General features: G+C 39.7%; 13 protein-coding genes and 1 other annotated feature. Of the genes, 1 reads left to right on the plus strand and 12 read right to left on the minus strand.

The genetic code is table 11. The annotated features are described in order from the left end of the window. Positions 1 to 205 precede the first annotated feature (205 nt). The 12 genes from FQ087_RS16940 to FQ087_RS16995 all read right to left on the minus strand — a co-directional run bounded on the left by FQ087_RS16940 (position 206) and on the right by FQ087_RS16995 (position 15,540). Positions 206 to 748, minus strand: coding sequence for a histidine phosphatase family protein (locus tag FQ087_RS16940; protein ID WP_149581767.1), 543 nt, complete (start codon positions 746 to 748; stop codon positions 206 to 208). A gap of 354 nt (positions 749 to 1,102) precedes the next feature. Further along, a complete protein-coding gene (phnX, locus tag FQ087_RS16945; RefSeq protein WP_149581768.1) occupies positions 1,103 to 1,936 on the minus strand; it encodes a phosphonoacetaldehyde hydrolase in 834 nt (277 codons plus the stop codon). Further along, complete coding sequence (phnW, locus tag FQ087_RS16950; protein ID WP_149581769.1) at positions 1,933 to 3,027, minus strand: 2-aminoethylphosphonate--pyruvate transaminase; 1,095 nt, start codon at positions 3,025 to 3,027, stop codon at positions 1,933 to 1,935. The genes phnX and phnW overlap by 4 nt, the downstream gene beginning before the upstream one ends. Positions 3,028 to 3,048: 21 nt before the next feature. Further along, positions 3,049 to 4,026, minus strand: coding sequence for an extracellular solute-binding protein (locus FQ087_RS16955; protein ID WP_223145614.1), 978 nt, complete (start codon positions 4,024 to 4,026; stop codon positions 3,049 to 3,051). 22 nt (positions 4,027 to 4,048) lie between these two features. Next, entirely contained in the window at positions 4,049 to 5,668 is a 1,620-nt protein-coding gene (locus FQ087_RS16960; protein ID WP_149581770.1) for an ABC transporter permease subunit, read from the minus strand. Next, a complete protein-coding gene (locus tag FQ087_RS16965; RefSeq protein WP_149581771.1) occupies positions 5,661 to 6,413 on the minus strand; it encodes an ABC transporter ATP-binding protein in 753 nt (250 codons plus the stop codon). The genes FQ087_RS16960 and FQ087_RS16965 overlap by 8 nt, the downstream gene beginning before the upstream one ends. Before the next feature lie 204 nt (positions 6,414 to 6,617). Then, positions 6,618 to 7,157 carry a hypothetical protein gene (locus FQ087_RS16970; RefSeq protein WP_149581772.1) on the minus strand — a complete coding sequence of 180 codons (540 nt, stop codon included), beginning with the start codon at positions 7,155 to 7,157 and terminating at the stop codon, positions 6,618 to 6,620. Between the two features lie 11 nt (positions 7,158 to 7,168). Then, positions 7,169 to 8,350, minus strand: a complete 1,182-nt coding sequence (locus FQ087_RS16975; RefSeq protein ID WP_149581773.1) for a ParM/StbA family protein — start codon at positions 8,348 to 8,350, stop codon at positions 7,169 to 7,171. A gap of 826 nt (positions 8,351 to 9,176) precedes the next feature. Further along, positions 9,177 to 10,091, minus strand: coding sequence for an HPr(Ser) kinase/phosphatase (hprK, locus tag FQ087_RS16980; RefSeq protein ID WP_149581774.1), 915 nt, complete (start codon positions 10,089 to 10,091; stop codon positions 9,177 to 9,179). Between the two features lie 146 nt (positions 10,092 to 10,237). Beyond that, positions 10,238 to 11,902, minus strand: coding sequence for a ribosomal protection-like ABC-F family protein (gene abc-f, locus FQ087_RS16985; RefSeq protein ID WP_149581775.1), 1,665 nt, complete (start codon positions 11,900 to 11,902; stop codon positions 10,238 to 10,240). A gap of 1,024 nt (positions 11,903 to 12,926) precedes the next feature. Beyond that, positions 12,927 to 14,240, minus strand: a complete 1,314-nt coding sequence (locus tag FQ087_RS16990; protein WP_149581776.1) for an ammonium transporter — start codon at positions 14,238 to 14,240, stop codon at positions 12,927 to 12,929. 511 nt (positions 14,241 to 14,751) lie between these two features. After that, on the minus strand, positions 14,752 to 15,540 hold the full coding sequence (locus FQ087_RS16995) for an AraC family transcriptional regulator (protein ID WP_149581777.1): 789 nt from the start codon (positions 15,538 to 15,540) through the stop codon (positions 14,752 to 14,754). A 1,230-nt stretch (positions 15,541 to 16,770) separates the two neighbouring features. After that, positions 16,771 to 17,018: a binding site (T-box leader), on the plus strand. A 50-nt stretch (positions 17,019 to 17,068) separates the two neighbouring features. On the opposite strand from FQ087_RS16995, the gene FQ087_RS17000 reads away from it, so the two are divergent. Then, complete coding sequence (locus FQ087_RS17000; RefSeq protein WP_149581778.1) at positions 17,069 to 17,875, plus strand: YitT family protein; 807 nt, start codon at positions 17,069 to 17,071, stop codon at positions 17,873 to 17,875. Positions 17,876 to 17,948 lie beyond the last annotated feature (73 nt).

The following is a 17,948-nucleotide window of genomic DNA, read 5'->3' on the forward strand; positions in this document are numbered from 1 at the left end:
CGTTCCAAGGTCGGGAAGAGTATAGGTAAGGACATAAACAGAAAGAAGGAGCAGCTTATGCACAAAGCAGACAGCAGACAGAATAATCCCGACAAATCCATGTGGATCAGCCTTTTCGGAGTACTCGTAATTATTGCAGGGGTCATTATAACCAATCTTACAATGCGTTAACTGCCTAACAGGTCGACATCCAATCGACCTGTTTTTAGTACGTACTCCAAATTCTTTCTACTTCCGAGTCCTCGTCCTTAATTCGAACAACATACACATCCGGATTCGTCAGTGTCTGCCAGTGCTCAAAACCGAATCGCTCATCGTAACTCATTACTAACAGCGCCATTAAATTGCCGTGCGTCACAAGAACTGTCCGCGAACCGTCACGAAGTTCATCCACAACATCACAGACCCTTGAAATCGCTTCATTCGAAGACTCTCCGCCCTCATATTTTAAATGGAGATCCAAAAATGTATCTTCCAGCTTTATCAACCAATCCTCGAAATCTCTCGAACTTAGTACACGCTCTCCAAGCCGACTATCCACCTCTACATGTAGCTTCTTACGCTCCGCTAAAGGCCAGCCCGTCTGACGCGCACGAGAAAATGGACTTGTAATAATCCGATCCACTTCGATATCTTCGAAAAACTCTACAAGCTTTCCCGCCTGCAATATCCCTTTTGCGGTCAATTCCACTTCGGGCGCCTGCCCTTCTGCCGAACAATGACGCACAATGTAAATAACTTTTTCCATACCCGATTCACCCCATTCTTTTTAATAACCAGGCATACAACCCATTCACAAAATAGCTATAGTCATCCCTAGTACTCTTTTTCCCTGCTATACTCCAAAGAAAACATCTAATTTTTCTGACACCTTAAAATTATCAAGCACAAGCGTTGAATTGCAAGCATCATTTCAAACCGCAAATTACCTATCTGATATGAATAAAAAAAGTAGTAAAACGCCTATCTCAATGAAGAGTAGAGTATTTACTACATTTTTTCGCTATGCAAGTTAAATTTAAGCACTTGCCATTAGTTTCGATTTTTTTTGATGTACTAACAACTGAACCGCATTACCAGCGTCACACGTTATTTTTTCTCCCTAGGCAAGCGCTAATGCTAATCTTGAATTAGGCCTCTTACCATCTGAAATAAGACTATTTATACGCTCTATGAGCTCGGGAAGTTCACGCATCGTTAGAATCGTAAAGTCCGCACCATTTTGCATAAAGGAATTTTCTGTTTTAGAGATTGCAGTTTCTTTATCAGCTTCTGACAAACGCGTAAATCCGTCTAAATCCTGTCCCATTTCAGAGCTTCCTATAATGACGCCAACTGACCAAACACCCGCATTAACGCCCTCTTTAATATCTGAAACCGTATCGCCTACTTTTACTACCTTCCATGATGCCGATAGTTTAAGTTGCTCCATATTCCGATAAATCATATAAGGGTACGGTCTTCCAATCGAATTTGTGTCATCAGGGGTCACAAAGACGTCTGGGTAATACCCCTTCTCCAACGCATTCGGAACTACGACATCCATCATTGTATTTGTATAGCCCGTTGTCGATCCAATTTTCAATCCTCGACCTCTTAATACGTCCATTGTTTCTATAACTCCGGGAATTGGATCCGTGTACGCTGACAATGAAGCCATCAATGCAGGCACAAATTTCGCATACAAATTCTCTACATCTTGTTCGTTAAATAATCTCCCATACTTTTCTTCCCATAATACTGCTATTCTAGGCATGTACAACATAGCGCGAATATGATCAATTTTCAGCATCCCCATTGGCTCTCTTGCTTCTCCCATTGTCACGTCAATACCAGCATCTTTAAAGATATCAACAAATACATTTACAGGTGCAAAACAGCCAAAATCTACTGTTGTCCCAGCCCAATCCAATATGACGCCTTCTACTTTATTCATTTTGCCACCACTTTCATATACTCTTCTACACCAACACATAATTCCTCTATATCTTCTTCATAGATTTCACCTATATTGCCAATGCGGAAAGTATCTATGTTCGTCAGCTTACCTGGATAAATGACATAACCTCTGTCTTTGATAAACGAATAGAATGCTTCAAAGTCGAACTGTTCATTTGGAAAAAGGAAAGTTGTAATAATGGGCGATTGTTTGTCAGCTGTGATATAGGCATGTATATTTATTTTTTCAAATCGCTCTCTTAACAAGCGATTATTATGCTGATACCGGGAAAATCTAGCTGGGATACCGCCTTCTTCAACTAATTCTTCCAACGCTTTTGCGAATGCAGCTACTACATGCGTTGGGGATGTATAACGCCATTTCCCATCCTTGTTCATCTCTTTCCACTGATCATATAAATCCAGCGACAAACTACGTGCATTGCCTTCACATGCGACAAGCTTCTCAATTTTTGCGATGACAAATCCAAACCCAGGGACCCCTTGAATGCATTTATTTGCGCTACTAATTAAATAATCAATTTCAAGTTCAGCTACATTGATCTCCATCCCACCAAAGCTACTCATAGCATCAATGATTAGTGTTTTCCCTTGTTCCTTCGCTAAGTTCGAAATCATCTCAATCGGATTTAAAATACCTGTCGTTGTTTCACAATGAACCATTGCGATATGCGTAATTTCTTGATCGTCTATTAAAATACGTCTTATCTCGTCTTCCTTCGGATAGTCATTGTATGCCACACTATATTCTACGTAATTAAGTCCAATATACTGAGCCATTTTCACAATACGTTCGCCATAAGCACCATTCGTTACAATCAGCACTTTATCGTCTCTTGAAACGGCAGTCGTCAGTACCGATTCAACGACAAACGAACCACTTCCTTGCATAAGTACAGTCGTATATTCCTCTTTTGTAGCACATGCGAATTCAAGAAGCTGGGATCTGATTTTTTGTGTAATTTCTTTATAGTCTTGCTCCCATGTGCAACGATCAAGCAGCATTTCCTGTTTTACCGTACTTGTAGTTGTCAACGGGCCAGGCGTTAGTAGTTTATAAGTATTCATATTCTTTCACTCTCCCTAATTTTAATTAGCTGATTTAAAGAATTCTCGATGCTGCTGTAAGAGTTCAACGGTTAATGGTTGTTCAAATTGCATCGCATGAGCCGGTTTGTTCACATCCATCACTCTTTCACCTTCGTAAAGCGCAACCGGATAATGTGTCAGCAACTCTTTTCGAGCATTTTTCGTAATTATTTCGGCCATGACCATTGCTAAACTTGTTGTTGCATCGTCTTTATTCACAACCGCAATTGATTCTGTAAGAGAAAAGTTACCTTCAATTGGATCGACATACTCAATCGGTAAGCCCGATTCTTTAGCCATTACTGCCTGGTAACGCAAACCAAAACCAGCAGCCACTTCGCCAGCTTGGACTTTCTTAATAGGACCTGAACCTGAACTTTCAAGATGTGGACCCGTATTGGCTATTAAATCTTGGAGAACCGCTTTCCCATCTTGTTCCCCATATTCGCTAACAATCGCTTGGACTAGCAACCAACCCGTTGAAGAGTCCATAATATTTGGAATCGACACCAAACCCTTAAACTCAGGTTTCGCCAAATCTTTCAGGGAAGTTGGCATCGCCAAACCCTTTTGCTTGAATACTTCTGTATTAACAAAAATGGACCCTGTATTGCCTAAAATCGGTGCATAATAGGGCAAATTTTGTTCTAACGCATTTGTACTAAACGTTAAGTCCTTAAACATGGCATGTTGTTTTTGAGCACTTTCGATGAAATAAGAACTCATCGCCACAACATCTGCTTCGATTTTATCGCCCTCTGCCATCAGTTTCCCGCCTAATTCGGAAGTTCCTAAAGATTGAAGCACATATTCCCCTTCATATCCCGCATCATTCAATGCATTTTCCATAGCCCCAGAGGCCGCTTCATCCCCATTTGTATAAATAACAACCTGTCCTTCATCGGCATTGCCACTGTTACGCCCCGCCCATATAAACACTAAACTTAAAGCAATTAGCGACAATACGATTACCTTCATCTTTTTCACTATAATATCCCCCTCATGATTGTTTGAATGGTCTTTTTTGAAAGTGATCACAAAGCAACTTGACGGCTAGATTTGTAAAGAAGATGAGTAGAGATAAAATGAATACTTCATTGAATTTACCGAAATGCTGTAGTTCTTTAATTTTGTTAGCTACCAATGACGTTTGTGCTGTGACTAAAAAGATGATCCCGCTAATCGTCACCATGGCATTGATAAAGTAATAGCTAAACATTTCAATAACCGTCGATGCGGAGTTTGGAAGAATTACCCGATAGATGGTTTTTAACCAGCTATCCCCCAATAACTCTCCAGTCGTTTCCCAAGTCGGATTCATTTTGGATAAAGCGTTTTTAGCCATTAAATAGGGTGTTGTAAAGAAATGGACAATGTTACAGAGAACGATAATTAGAAAGGTTCCTTTCAAACTACTACCGTTAAATAATAGTAAATATGATAAACCTAACACCATGCCTGGTATCGTATTGGTCATCATCGACACGATATCAATAGATGATCTCCATTTCACAGTCGTACGAGTATTTAACACTGCTGAACAATACGCGACTAACGTACCAAACACTGCCGTCAATAGCGCAACAAACAATGAATTTTTATAGACAGTTAGTAGATTATTCGATTGGAATGTGTCCATAAAATGTTTAAAAGTAAATGTGAAATCATAAGGATAACTGTTTACAAATGGTGCAATGAACATGACAGCAAACACTGAAAGCATTGCTAGTAACACGGCTAATGATATAATCCCAAAGCCTGTGTCCCTCCCCTTATGCGGAGCCAACTCTGTGTCGGTAAACTTGTCATAATGAAAATTAAGTTTTTCGAGGTAGTTTAAAAGTAAAACAGCAAACACAGCCGGGATTAACATGATAACCGCTATAGCTGCACCATTATTAAAATCTGGGATGGAACCAAGCATAACTTGGTATAACTGAGTCGCTACAACAGAATAAGTCCCACCGATTGAAGCTGGTATGCCGAAATCAGTAAAGCTTAAAATGAAAGAAAGTACAAAAGCGCCACCCAAAGTCCCCACTAATGGACGGACTATAGTGTTCTTAAAACTCTTTAGCACCCCGTCACCCATCAGCTTTGAAACGACGATAAACTTCTTGTCAACATACTTGAAGGCGTTATTAATCAGAAGAAAGGCAGCTGGTAACGTATAAATCACATAGCCTATCAGTAAACCGTTAAATCCGTAAATATCAACTAAGTTTCGGCCGACAATCTTGGTAATTAACCCTTGGTTTCCAAATGAGTAGATAATTGAAAATCCATATGTAATGGTAGGCAGCAACATCGGAATAAGAATCCCTATTTTAATCGCACTTTTTAACGGCCTGTAGATCCTTGTACAATTGACGGCATAAGCCAGAATAAATGCCAAAACCGTTGTAATCACAGCAGCAAGGCCGGAAACTTTAACGCTGTTACCAACGGACTCTAGCAATTCTTTATCCGATAAAACGGTTAGGTAATTCGAGAAATTGAACCCCTCACTTGTTTCAAAAGAACGAACTAACAACATACCAAGAGGTACTACTAGAAATGTGATGAATAACAAGATGATTGGGATGTAAATAACGCGCATCGCCGGTTTTACATTAGGCATAGTGTTCACCAAATAAGTTATAGATGTTTAGCCTCTTAATCTGTAATTGTTTTAGAATAAACTCTTTTACGAAATCAGTAGTAGGCTGGTTGATAATTTCAGTAGGCGTACCAAATTGAGAAATACTACCGTCATTGATAATTAAAACTTTGTCCGACAACGTTAATGCCTCTTCTGGGTCATGCGTCACAATAATCGTCGTCAACTTAAATTCTCTGGCTATGGATTTAATGCGCTGCTTAATCGATTCCTTTATGACACCGTCTAACGCACTCAACGGTTCATCCAATAATAATATTTTCGGCTTCATGACGAGCGTTCTTGCAATAGATACCCGCTGTTTCTGACCACCCGATAATTCCCCGATTTTCTTTGTTAAATGCGGTTTTAATTCCAAAAAGTCAATGTACTCTTGAATTTCCTCTTCAGATACTAGCCCCTTGTTATTTTTCAAACCATAGACAATATTTTCGTATGCATTTAGATTAGGAAAAAGCGCATAATCTTGAAATACGATATTAAATCCACGATCCTTCATCGCTACGTTACTCAAATCCCTATCATTAAAAATAATTTTTCCGTGATCCATACTCGTTAACCCTAAAATAATATGTAATAAAGTCGTTTTACCACTACCACTCGGACCTAGTAGTGAAACAATCTCCCCTGGCTCAATCTCAAGATTTATGCCATCTAGAACTAACTTATCATCGAATAGCTTGCTAATATTTTGTAATTTCAGCAAACCGTACACCTCCTTTACTACAACTTTAGTATAGGAGCCTTATGTAAATTTAAATTGTGATTCGTGTAAATTATTTGTAAATACTTTATTTTTTCACTACTTTTTTTGACAAATTGGTACACTTTTACAGCAAAAAAATGCCTGCGCAGCAACCATCATGAACATGTAAACATTCACGACAGGTTGCTGTACAGGCACCCAACATTATTTATTCATCTGAGCAAGAAAATCACCTAAAGGATCATCTTCCTCTTCTTCTACAGGCGTGTTTTCCGGCTCTTTTAACTGTTCCCAATCAAAGTTATCCAGATCATCATCCGTATCAGCGTTTATCAAGAAATCTTCTGTCTCCAGGTCTTCCGCAGCAGCCGTTTCTTCCTGAAGATATAAGGCTGCATCTACATCTATTGCATTACTATTAAGTGATGCAAAGAGGGCCGATGTGCGGATTGGATCGGACATCAACTGATATACGATACTTCCGAGTAGCGCCTCAGAATGTTCATGCTTCAACCAATCGCGTTGCGCTTTAGTTAAACCTTTTGGAAGCGCAATCGTAATAGCCTCTCTATGTTTTACTAGAGAATCATTCACGCCTTCTATCACGAACTCTGCAATTTTGCTGGAAAAGTTTCTTCTTTCAACTTCTTTTAACTTTTGTAACTCCCTTAAGGTATGGTCAGATGTATCGGAAGGAAGGCGAAACGTAATAGGCTGACCCCTTTTCAATCCTGTTTCACTCATGACTTATCACCTTACTTTGTTTTAACGAACTTTTCTTCTTCTTTATTTTTTGCTTTTTGACTTTTTCTAGCAAAATCTGAAATTAATTTGTAATAAGCGTTAGCCATCATCCAAACGCTTTCTTTTTCATCCTCAAAGAAATCAATGTTATAGCCATCTAAGCTATTATTTAGCGTTTTAAGATAATCTTTAAGGACGATAGAGCCTCCGCCGATGAAATAGCAAATCTCAGATTGCGAGTTTCTTTGCCATACATTCCGTAAATGACGGTATTGCTTTTTCGCTAAATCCAAGAGAATCCGGTCTACAATATCATGCACGCTTGTCCGGCTTCCTTTTACCATGATATGATTACGGTTATTTTTCTTCGTAATAATATCCACAACATCTAAACGACTGTCCAACTCTACGCCATGTCTAGCATAAATTTCTTCCCGAATCGCATCAAGAGACTCTGACACGCCTAAGTTGAAGCCTTGTGCCTTATCGTCATCGACTTTACGATTTCTAATAACTGCAACATCCGTTGATAACCCACCGATGTCTTGTATCAAGATTTGTTTATCGATTAATTCTTTATTAATGATATTTAAATTATTATCCATTACAAGGTTGATAAACGCAGCAAAGCCTTCCGGATAAACCTTTACTTCATCAAATTTAATGTTTACTTTTATACCTTGATATTTAGGTGTAACCAAAAACTCTACTTGGTGAACTGAGCTAAGCAATTGGGAACGATAACCCACGTCTTTCCCTTCTTTTACTTCTCTTAGAGGAAGTCCTGTTCCAAGTATATACGTAGCTTCAATTACATTGTTATTACGTTTAAAAATACCTTTATTTTCGTCACGGGCTGCATCTAATGCCAGTGCCGCAAACAACATCACCAAGGTTTGATCTTCCTCAGACTTGTTACTTCCTTGGTCTAGCTCAGTTGAACTACCACTTTTCGTCGCTAAATTACCAACACGATAAATAGCGTTGTTATCTTTTAATGTTGGAGAGTGTAAACGAATATGAATGCCATCAGTAGGATCTTGGTTGTCTAGTTCTTCAATACCGATGATTGGACGATCTGCAACATCCTGTGCAATTACATTTGGTATATTGAGCTCTGCTTCCAACTTACCGAAAATCGCTTTCAATGAATCATTTCCTACGTCTATTGCTGCAATACGTGCTTCTGTCAAAATAATCATCCTTTCAATCACTATATCTTTCTACTAAAATCGTATCGGAGTTCTGCTGGTTGGTCAATGCCATTTAGGCATTTATCATACAAATGTAATATTGTATACATCCATGTAATCTTGTACACAATTCCGTATACCCATGTATACACTGGATGTGTACGCGTTTGTTTACTTGTATACGTTATTGTTTACTTTTGTATACAAATTCGTATACAACACTACTATTGATGTGTACAACACTCCTATCAATGTATACATTCAATAAGACAATTCTCGAGTCAGACTTACTTACTCTCCTCTTCCCCATGTACAAGCAGGATAAAATAATTTATCCCTCAATTAAGAACATTAACTATATTTCTAATGCACATCTTTCTACTATTCAAGTACTTAATAGAGATGAATTAGCTGATTTCTCAGCAAAATCGACCTTTCAGTAAACCCTCTGATACCCCTCCGAACTCTAACTAATATCAATCTGTGTAAATCACCTCCACACCATCTCCGCAGCTCCAGGTAACATTTAACTGCATGTGACACTATTTGCGTTGGAAAAATTTCAAAAAATTACCTAAGCAAATTAGAACAGCCAATAACTCATACAAATGAATACAAAAACAAAAAAGACTAGACATTCAAGTACATGTCTAATCTCCACTTTATTATTATGAAACTACACGTCTGTTGATTAACCATTTATTCACCTGAAATTCTGGAGAGAAGTGCTTGATAACCTCCGTTGTCACAGGATCATTTCCGGCTCGCTTTCAGCGAAATGTTTATGACAGTTTTTTCGAGTTCCGTCATGCAGAGTCACCCGACACTACGGAGTATCCGATTCAATCCGTTTCATGAATTCCTCTACAGCACTATAACCTTGCTGTTTTAAATACCAGTTATTTGCCGCCGCTTCAATCAAACCTGCAATATCACGACCCGGCTGAAGTTGAATTTGGATATGCGGAATCTGAACGTCCATGTATTCCACAAACTTCGTTTCCTGCTCCAACTCATTATTCAAGTCATTTTCCTTCCACTTGGTCAATTCGATATCTAGTGCAATCCGGGTTTCATCCTGGAAAGCAGCTCTTCCATAAAGGCGAACCACGTTTAACAAACCAATACTGCGCAGCGCGAGAAATTCTTTGCTATTTTCATCGTGCGTGCCGAGCAAAGTTTGAGGGCTAAGTTTTTTCAACACCACCACATCATCTGCTACAAGTCGATGCCCCCGACCAATCAATGTATGAGCCGTCTCACTTTTCCCCACACCAGACTTGCCGCGGAGGAGAATGCCCATCCCTGAAACATTGACACACACTCCATGTATTGCAATTTCTGGAGCCATTGCTTTCACAACATACGCATCCAATTTCGCGCTCAGTTCACTCGTGGAGTCACGCGTGCGTAATACCGGGATTTGCTCTTCCGTACAGTATTGAATAAGGCCTAGTGGCTCTTCCTGTTGGGATGTAATAATGATACAAGGAGGCGCATATTGAACAATATTCGCAATTCGTAACTTGCACTCCTCAAACGTCAGCATATGAAGGTAATTAACCTCGTTTTTACCTAGAATCTGAATATGTTCTGTTGCAATGAAATCAAATTTATCCATAAACTCTAATCCCGGACGACGTACTTTGGATTTTTTTATAATACGATGCAATTGATCGTGTCCGCTCAACACTTCTAATGAAAAGCTCTTAACAATCTCTTCAATCGTAATAGTCTTCATCTATGGTCCCCCATTCTTCGGTCTTCCTTTATTGACCACTTTGTTTAATCGTACACCTAATTAACCGCCAGTGGGTTCTACAACTTTGTGTCCAAATAAGATTTCCCACAAATAAAGACTCTTTTTTAGTAGAGGGTTTTCTGGTGTTACTTTCGCTTCATTTCCCTTAGTCGGCTACTTAACTCACAATAAACCTTATCGAGGTCAGCATACCCTTTATCCCCCAATTTCAACATACTCAACTTCCCAAGCACCGCCTGCAGCTCTGTTTCAAGGCGCAAACGTTCTTCAGCCGTTTTATCAGGTAGCACCGTAGCTTTACGCTCTTTCCATTCGGTATATGTCAGCGATACTTTCCGTACTGTTCCATGCTCAAATAGAAGCACCCCATCCGCAATCCGCTCTGTGAAATAACGGTCATGCGAAGCGAATAGAAGTGTTCCTGGAAACGACTCTAACGTCTTTTCAAGCTCTTCTCTTGAAGGCAAATCAAGATGATTTGTCGGTTCATCCAGGAGCAATACGTCCGTTCCTTCTAGAATAAATTGCATCAGTTTCACCTTCACACGCTCTCCCATACTGAGAGCTGAAAGTGGAAGGTCCCAATGTTTTTTTGAAAAGCCAAGATTCGTCAAATGGGTTCTTATTAATCCCCGTTCGCGAAATGTATCGGCATGGAAATAATCCGCCATCGTCACATCCTTCGGAAAATCATGCGCCGTCTGGCTCAAATAACCAATCGTCATTCCATTCGTTGTCCAAACATCACCTTGAAATCCCTCTTTCCCTAGAATCATCTGGAAAAGCGTTGATTTCCCTGCACCATTTGGACCAACAAGACCAATCCGCTCACCCGCCTGCACCGTAAACGAGACGCCAGCAAATAGTTCATGCTCACCGAATGACTTTCTGACGTCTTTCAACTCCAGTACTCTATTTCCTTTTTTCTTGCGCCCCTTAACGTCAAAGAATACGCCAATTTCAGCTTCAGGCTTCTCAATACGTTCTTTCTCCAATTCCCCTTCTAGTCGTTTGCGTTTCGAACGGATCTGGACATCGCGCTTTTTCGCTTTCATCCGGAAGTATTCCTTTGCACCAGCCTTTTTCGTCGATTCTGCATGCGCCTTCGCAGACCAGTTCTCCAGCTCCGAAATCTGTTCCTCCACTTCTGCAATTTTCCGCTGTTGTTCTTTGTAATGCTTCGCTTGGACTTCCAGGTTCACATCCTTCAGCATCCGGTATTCCGTATAGTTTCCTTTGTAGACTGTTAGCTTACCGTACTCAATTTCAAATACGAAATCCGCTGTGCGATCAATGAAATGTCGATCGTGAGAGACGATAAAATACGTAGCATCACCTTCACTAATAATCTTGATTAATTCCTCCAGACTGTCACTGTCCAAGTGATTCGTCGGTTCATCCAATAGAATAAGCCCACTCTTCTCGGCAAGCGCAGATGAAAGCCTCATCTTCATCCGCTCCCCGCCACTCGCAGAACTATATTCAGCGTGCTCCGGTACTTTCCACTTTCGGCGGTACATATGTGTTTCCGACCGTTCCCAATCAGCTACCCCTTCATCATCCTGCTCCTGCCTGAAGTAAGTGATGGATGGCGGCTTGCTATTCCAATTAATCGAACCCGATGTTGGTGATATTTCTCCCGACAATAGCGTCAGCAGCGTGGTTTTCCCCGCGCCGTTCGCTCCAACAACCGCAATGCACGCCCCTACTGGAATATCTGCTGATACTCCATCAAGGATTACCGTTTCACCATGTGCAACTGATACCTGATTTAATGTCCCAATAAGCATATCCATTCCTCCAAGTGCGGAGGGAACACAAAAATCCCTCCGACATAAAATCGGAAGGATTAGTCATTATTCATCCAAATTCAAAGTTCTCTAAAAAGCCTCTCGTCCGTGCAAAGAGGAAGGAACTTATTTAAATGTGGACAGACTAATCCTATTTTCCGTTAGAATAAAAAATTAAGTTTCCCGGAATCAATAGATTAGTACTTCATTGTCCACACGTCAGTCCTTCCTCTTTCAAAGTTACTCTTATTATATCATATTATTCAGCCAATAAGAAATGATATCTTCACTAGCTTATTCAATATAGTTCCCGTACATCATGGCTGTTGATTAACAATATATTTGATTGAAATACTGGAGAGAAGGGTTTGATAACTTCCATTTTCACTGAACTATTTTCGGACCGCTTTCGACTAACTATTTATGACAGATTTACTGTGGGGTCCTAGTGTGGCTAGAAGTGACTCCGTCACTTCTAGCCACACTTTTTTCAGTAATACTGTTACGAATCGTTGCCTGTTGCGTTCCTACAATGTTCAAATGAAAAATGCAGTTACTATGGAAGAAAAGAATAGATGACTTTCTATAGAAAGTGTAAGTGCCCGAAGATGCAATTTCGGGCACTCTTGCACGTTGTACAATGTGTTCCTTGCTTACTATTAGTAAAGATTGTGCATCTAAGCTTTTGTTGCCTATTAGAAAGTGACACCTTCTCTAAAATAAAAAAGAAAAAAACCATAGAGAAAGCATCAACCGCCAAAACTGCATCTTTGGCGGCTTTTCTCCCGGTAAGAAGCCAGCTATTCTTTCGTCCAAAAATCTTAAGTGCTCTGTGTACTTAAGCATTTGGAGCGCGACGGATAAAGGGCAACCATACGATTACCGAAAAAAAGTGTAGAGATGCGATAAAGTCGCATCCCTACATATCAAGATATATCGATAATCGTACTAGAAGACATTCACTCCAAAGCGATCCAAAAGCACACCTAATATATACGGTGATTGCTATCATTGTGTTACACCTTTAAACCTTTAAGGGACGGGGGGATTCAACTCCGTATGGTGATACAGTGTCCATTTCGTCAACTTGCTCTTGAATGAATAATGCCTCAGGATACCCGTAGCTTCCATGTTCACTCAGATCCAAACCAACTAGTTCTTGTTCTTTCGTCACCCTTAGTTCTTTCATCACTTTTTTCATAACATATAAAATTACAAAGGATACGGAAAATGCATAGGCGGCCGATATAGTTACGCCCATAAACTGTACCCCAAGCTGAGTAAATCCTCCGCCATAGAACAGGCCCTCATGCCCTACAGTTGCCAATTCTGGTGTGGCAAACAAGCCTGTTGATAAAGTCCCCCATACGCCTGCAACGCCATGAACGGAAAGCACGTAAATTGGATCATCGATTTTGCGTTTTTCAAAAAATCTAGCACTGTAAAATACCAGTATTCCCGCAATAAGACCAATGACCACCGACGCCCAAGTCTCTACAAAAGCACATGAAGCAGTAATCGCAACGAGCCCGGCCAACGTCCCATTCAGCATTGTCGGAACATCAGATTTCCCGAAAACGACCCACGAAATAAGCAAAGCACTAATCGCTCCCGCTGCGGCTGCCAAACTAGTATTTAAGGCAATATATCCGAAGAATCCATTCTCTACTCCCAATGTACTTCCTGCGTTAAAACCGAACCAACCTACCCATAATATTAAGACACCTAAAGCAGTGAAAACCTGATTATGTCCACTTAAATTGTTAGCACTACCATCTGCGTTATACTTTCCAACTCTTGGTTTCAATAAAATCGTAGCCGCCAATGCTGCCATCGCTCCTGTTAAATGAACGACTGTTGAACCTGCGAAATCCTGTTTTCCATGCTCCGCCAACCAGCCGCCACCCCAGATCCAGTGAGCAACTACCGGATAGACAGTAATTGAGAACAGCAAGGCAAAAACAAGGTAAACAGTCAGTTTAGCTCGCTCCGCAAAGCCTCCGAATGCAACTGCTAATGAGATTCCTGCAAATGCAAGCTGGAATACAAAGAACACAGCGGTTGAATAAGTACTTCCTTCTACTTCATAACCGGAATAAAAAAAGTCAGACCAACCAATGAAAAAATTCCCGTTTTCACCAAATATAAATCCGTAGCCAACTGCCCAAAAAACAAGCGAGGCAATTCCAAATGTAAATATAGTCTTGCCGGCAATGTGACCAGCATTTTTCATTCTCGTTGATCCAGCTTCCAATAATATAAATCCGCCTTGCATGAAAATGACTAAAATAGCCCCCAACATAATCCAAACACTATTTAATAAGTATAAGTTATCCATCTAAAATTCCCTCCCTCTCTTTTTTTACTACTTCTAATTTAGTTGTGATGCGGGATTTCAAACGTAACTATGTTAACACTTCAGCTATCTGTTAATCCTTTCAAGGGAGCAATAAGCTTGCGAACCTATTTTGAGCTGACCGAATCCAGAAACTTTGACAAGAAATAAGTGATACCATTTACTATTTAACACATAAATTCTTCCAAGTGTGGTTCGTACTAGCGTCAAACCGATACTAGATAGTCCCCCTTATATGTTCGCCTGCATTGCAATACCACTAGCATCATGCTCGAATAAAAGATCGCATATTCACCACTTTTACTTTAGCTATTTTCGTCGTATTAGCCCCCCCCTCTTCCCATCAATTCCTTTTCTTTGTTCAATACTATCACTCAGAAGATCGAAGTTATTTAGACCTTTTGATCAAAGATTTGCACTTTTATGTACATCGATAAAGTTCAAAAAGAACAAAAAAGCCAGACATGTAGATGTCTAGCTCAGAACAAAATGCTTATCGAATTTCTGAGGGGTTTTTTCCCGTGTACTTTTTAAATTGTCTACTGAAAAAATGGATGTTAGTATAACCTAAAACATCAGCAACTTCTGTCACTGTGATTCCTGTAGAATGCAATAAATGCTCAGCTCGCTTTATTCGAGAATATACGATATAAGATTTGACCGTATGGCCGATGACTTGTTTAAACTTCTGCGAAAAATACCGTGGAGATAGATTTGCACGTTGTGCCAAGCTATCGATTGTATGCAGAAGTCCGGGATTTTGTTGAATATAATTAGCGATTTCTTGAACCGTTTCTACCAATTTATTACTTGTATTAGCCATTTTCTTTTCTCGTTCTTGCTCTTCTCTTAGTAAGTGAATCATCAATTGCTTCAAGATTAGCTGAGCCTCAATTTCTGCTCCGAATGATTGCACTAGAAACAATCGAACATATCGCGTTAAAAGAGATTCAAAACCAATCGAATTTTCGAAGACCCGATGTACCGAAGGAACCAATTGGAGTGGTTCCGTTACATCAAAATGAATATAAGTTAACACGAGGGGATTCTGGGGATTATGCGTGGCCGTTGTCTCATCGCCAGGTTTAAAAAGAAAACAATGCCCTTTTTTCACATTGTATGGCTTACCATTAAGCACTACTGTCCCCTCCCCACCCCACACATAAAATAGGTCATAATTAGGGATTGGTTTATCACGTTTTTTCCATTGCCAATTCGGTTCACATTGAATAGTGGCCAAAAATGGTTTCAACATAAAACCATCTGAATTCAGATAAAGCATTCCAATTCCCCCTTCTATTCAACAGCCCCTTATCTATTCACTTTATTCCGCATCTGTCAGTTAAAGCAACTGGGATGCATTGTAATATATATGTTCATACTTTACTTTTACACAACACATTTTCCCACACTAATATCCAACTACGAGAATCATTTTAAGTTTGTAATAAGAAATTTTAAGTTCCATATCCCCCCTTATTCTATTTTAATTTCTAAGAACAACAACTTGTTCCACACTCAAATCATACCAAATAACAATATAATCTACCTACTTATTGACAAAATTTCATATCCATCAAAACTTTTGTATCCTTTTCCCGCTTCCCCCTCTATATAGCGTGTAAAGGAGGAAGTAAAAATGATTACAAACTTAGTAGCGTACGCACACTCCACAAACACACACGATATGGATGGTAGCGGCAAGACAACATGTACTGACGCACTGCGACGTTATGAACGCCACTGAGCGGGCTGTTCTTTAGATGATTCGCCGATACTCTGTAAAATACGGGGCTGCACATTTGAAATACGTAACAATCAAAAAGGTCATCAAGAAATCCAACTCAACAGTTCGACGCGCAATCCGCAAATTCAGAGACCGAATCCTATCTTTCTAAAGCTATAAATTCTAAAGAACTAAAAAGAACGTCTCCTATGGCTTTCTTGCCCACAACGCTTTTTGGGAAAATGAAATCTCTTCTTTCTTCTACAATCGGAGAAAATTCGATCGCAAGAAACATCTACGGCGTCTTTCGTCACCAGTCCCTACAAATGCTCAAGTTCAGCATCCATGTGGATAAAAGTGAGCTATTTGAAGTACTAGCACTCCAAGCAAAGAAACATAAGACTGTGAAAAATCTTCCCGGCTATTATTCAAGTGTGTTAAAAGAGCTGATAAATAAGGCTTCAAAGCTTTCTCCCTTGCAATGTCAACCTTACTATTCGCCGCTTTGTTCCCTTTGCTAAAACTCCGTACCATTTTAACAAGTGAATAAATTGGAATAGAAATACGAAATATGACGACAATCAGATGGAATTAATATCCGCATACTCCTAACGATTTACTTTTGCCAATGAATATCGGCCGAATACCTTCGTCTATCTTCAACAATTATCACACACACTAAAATTCAGCATTTACACAAATAAAACTTAACTATTTAAATAATTAGCACTATATACACTTCATATTGACACGTCCTTTTTTCTCTGCTAAATTAACATCTAATACTTAAAGTCTGTGACGAGAAAAAATACGAAAAGACCCCTGTTCCCTAGTGAGTTGACGCTTGGTGAAAGTAGACGAACAGCCCTTATCTGAAAATCATCTTCGAGATACAAAGCTGAAAAGTAAATTAGCTTTGACGGTTTTCCACCGTTATCTGGAGCACGTATGAAAATACGTTGACTGAAAGCCGTTTGTTTTCTAGAAACTTGCGGAGTTATGGGTAGAATCGCGAGCACAAACTCGTCCCTTTTTTAGGGTCGAGTTTTTTTATTCCCCAAATTTGGAAGGAGATTTATCGATTATGAAAAATTTAATTGTCGTCTTAGGGTCACTCATTATTGCATTTGCTTTTAACTGTTTTCTTGTGCCTTTCGGGATTTTAAGTAGTGGTATTAGCGGAATCGCAATCCTACTCGGGTTAATCAGCCCATTTAACACTGGTCTATTGAATCTAGTCCTTAACTTGCCTTTGATTGTTTTAGGCTACTACAAGCTCGGAAAAACAATTACCATCAACACAATGGTTTGCGTCGTGTCGCTATCAGCATTCTTGTACGTGATACCAGTTGTTGCGATTACAGACAATATTATGTTATCCACGGTTTTCGGTGGCGGAATTGGTGGTCTAGGCGTTGGTCTTATCCTCAAATACTCAGGAACATCTGGTGGTTTAGATATTATCGCGATTATCGTTTCCCGTACAAGTTCTTTCAGTATCGGCCTTCTCCTTACGGGGATGAATGGGGTAATTGTGCTACTTTCAGGATTCGTCTTCGACTGGGAAATTGCGTTGTATACCCTGCTGTCGATTTATATCACAGGTAAAATGATCGATACAATCTTCACGGACCACGTCAAATTGACGATGCAGATTGTCACGACAAAAGGTGATTTAATACGCAACGAATTACTAGGATCCATCTATCGTGGTATTACAATCACAGAGGGTTACGGGGGATATACTCGTGAAAAGAAAGATATTTTAATGATGGTGGTCACACGTTATGAAACGCTGCATGTTAAAAAGATTGTCCGAAAACATGATGAAGATGCGTTTATTAATATTTATGAAACTGTCGAAGTTGATGGCAAGTTTTCGGTTAATTAGTAGAACGTAAAAAATAGGTACCGGATCTGAAACAACTCAAAATTGTTTTAGAACCAGGTACCTATTTTTAGTT

This window comes from Sporosarcina sp. ANT_H38 (genome assembly GCF_008369195.1).
Taxonomy (GTDB): Bacteria; Bacillota; Bacilli; order Bacillales_A; family Planococcaceae; genus Sporosarcina.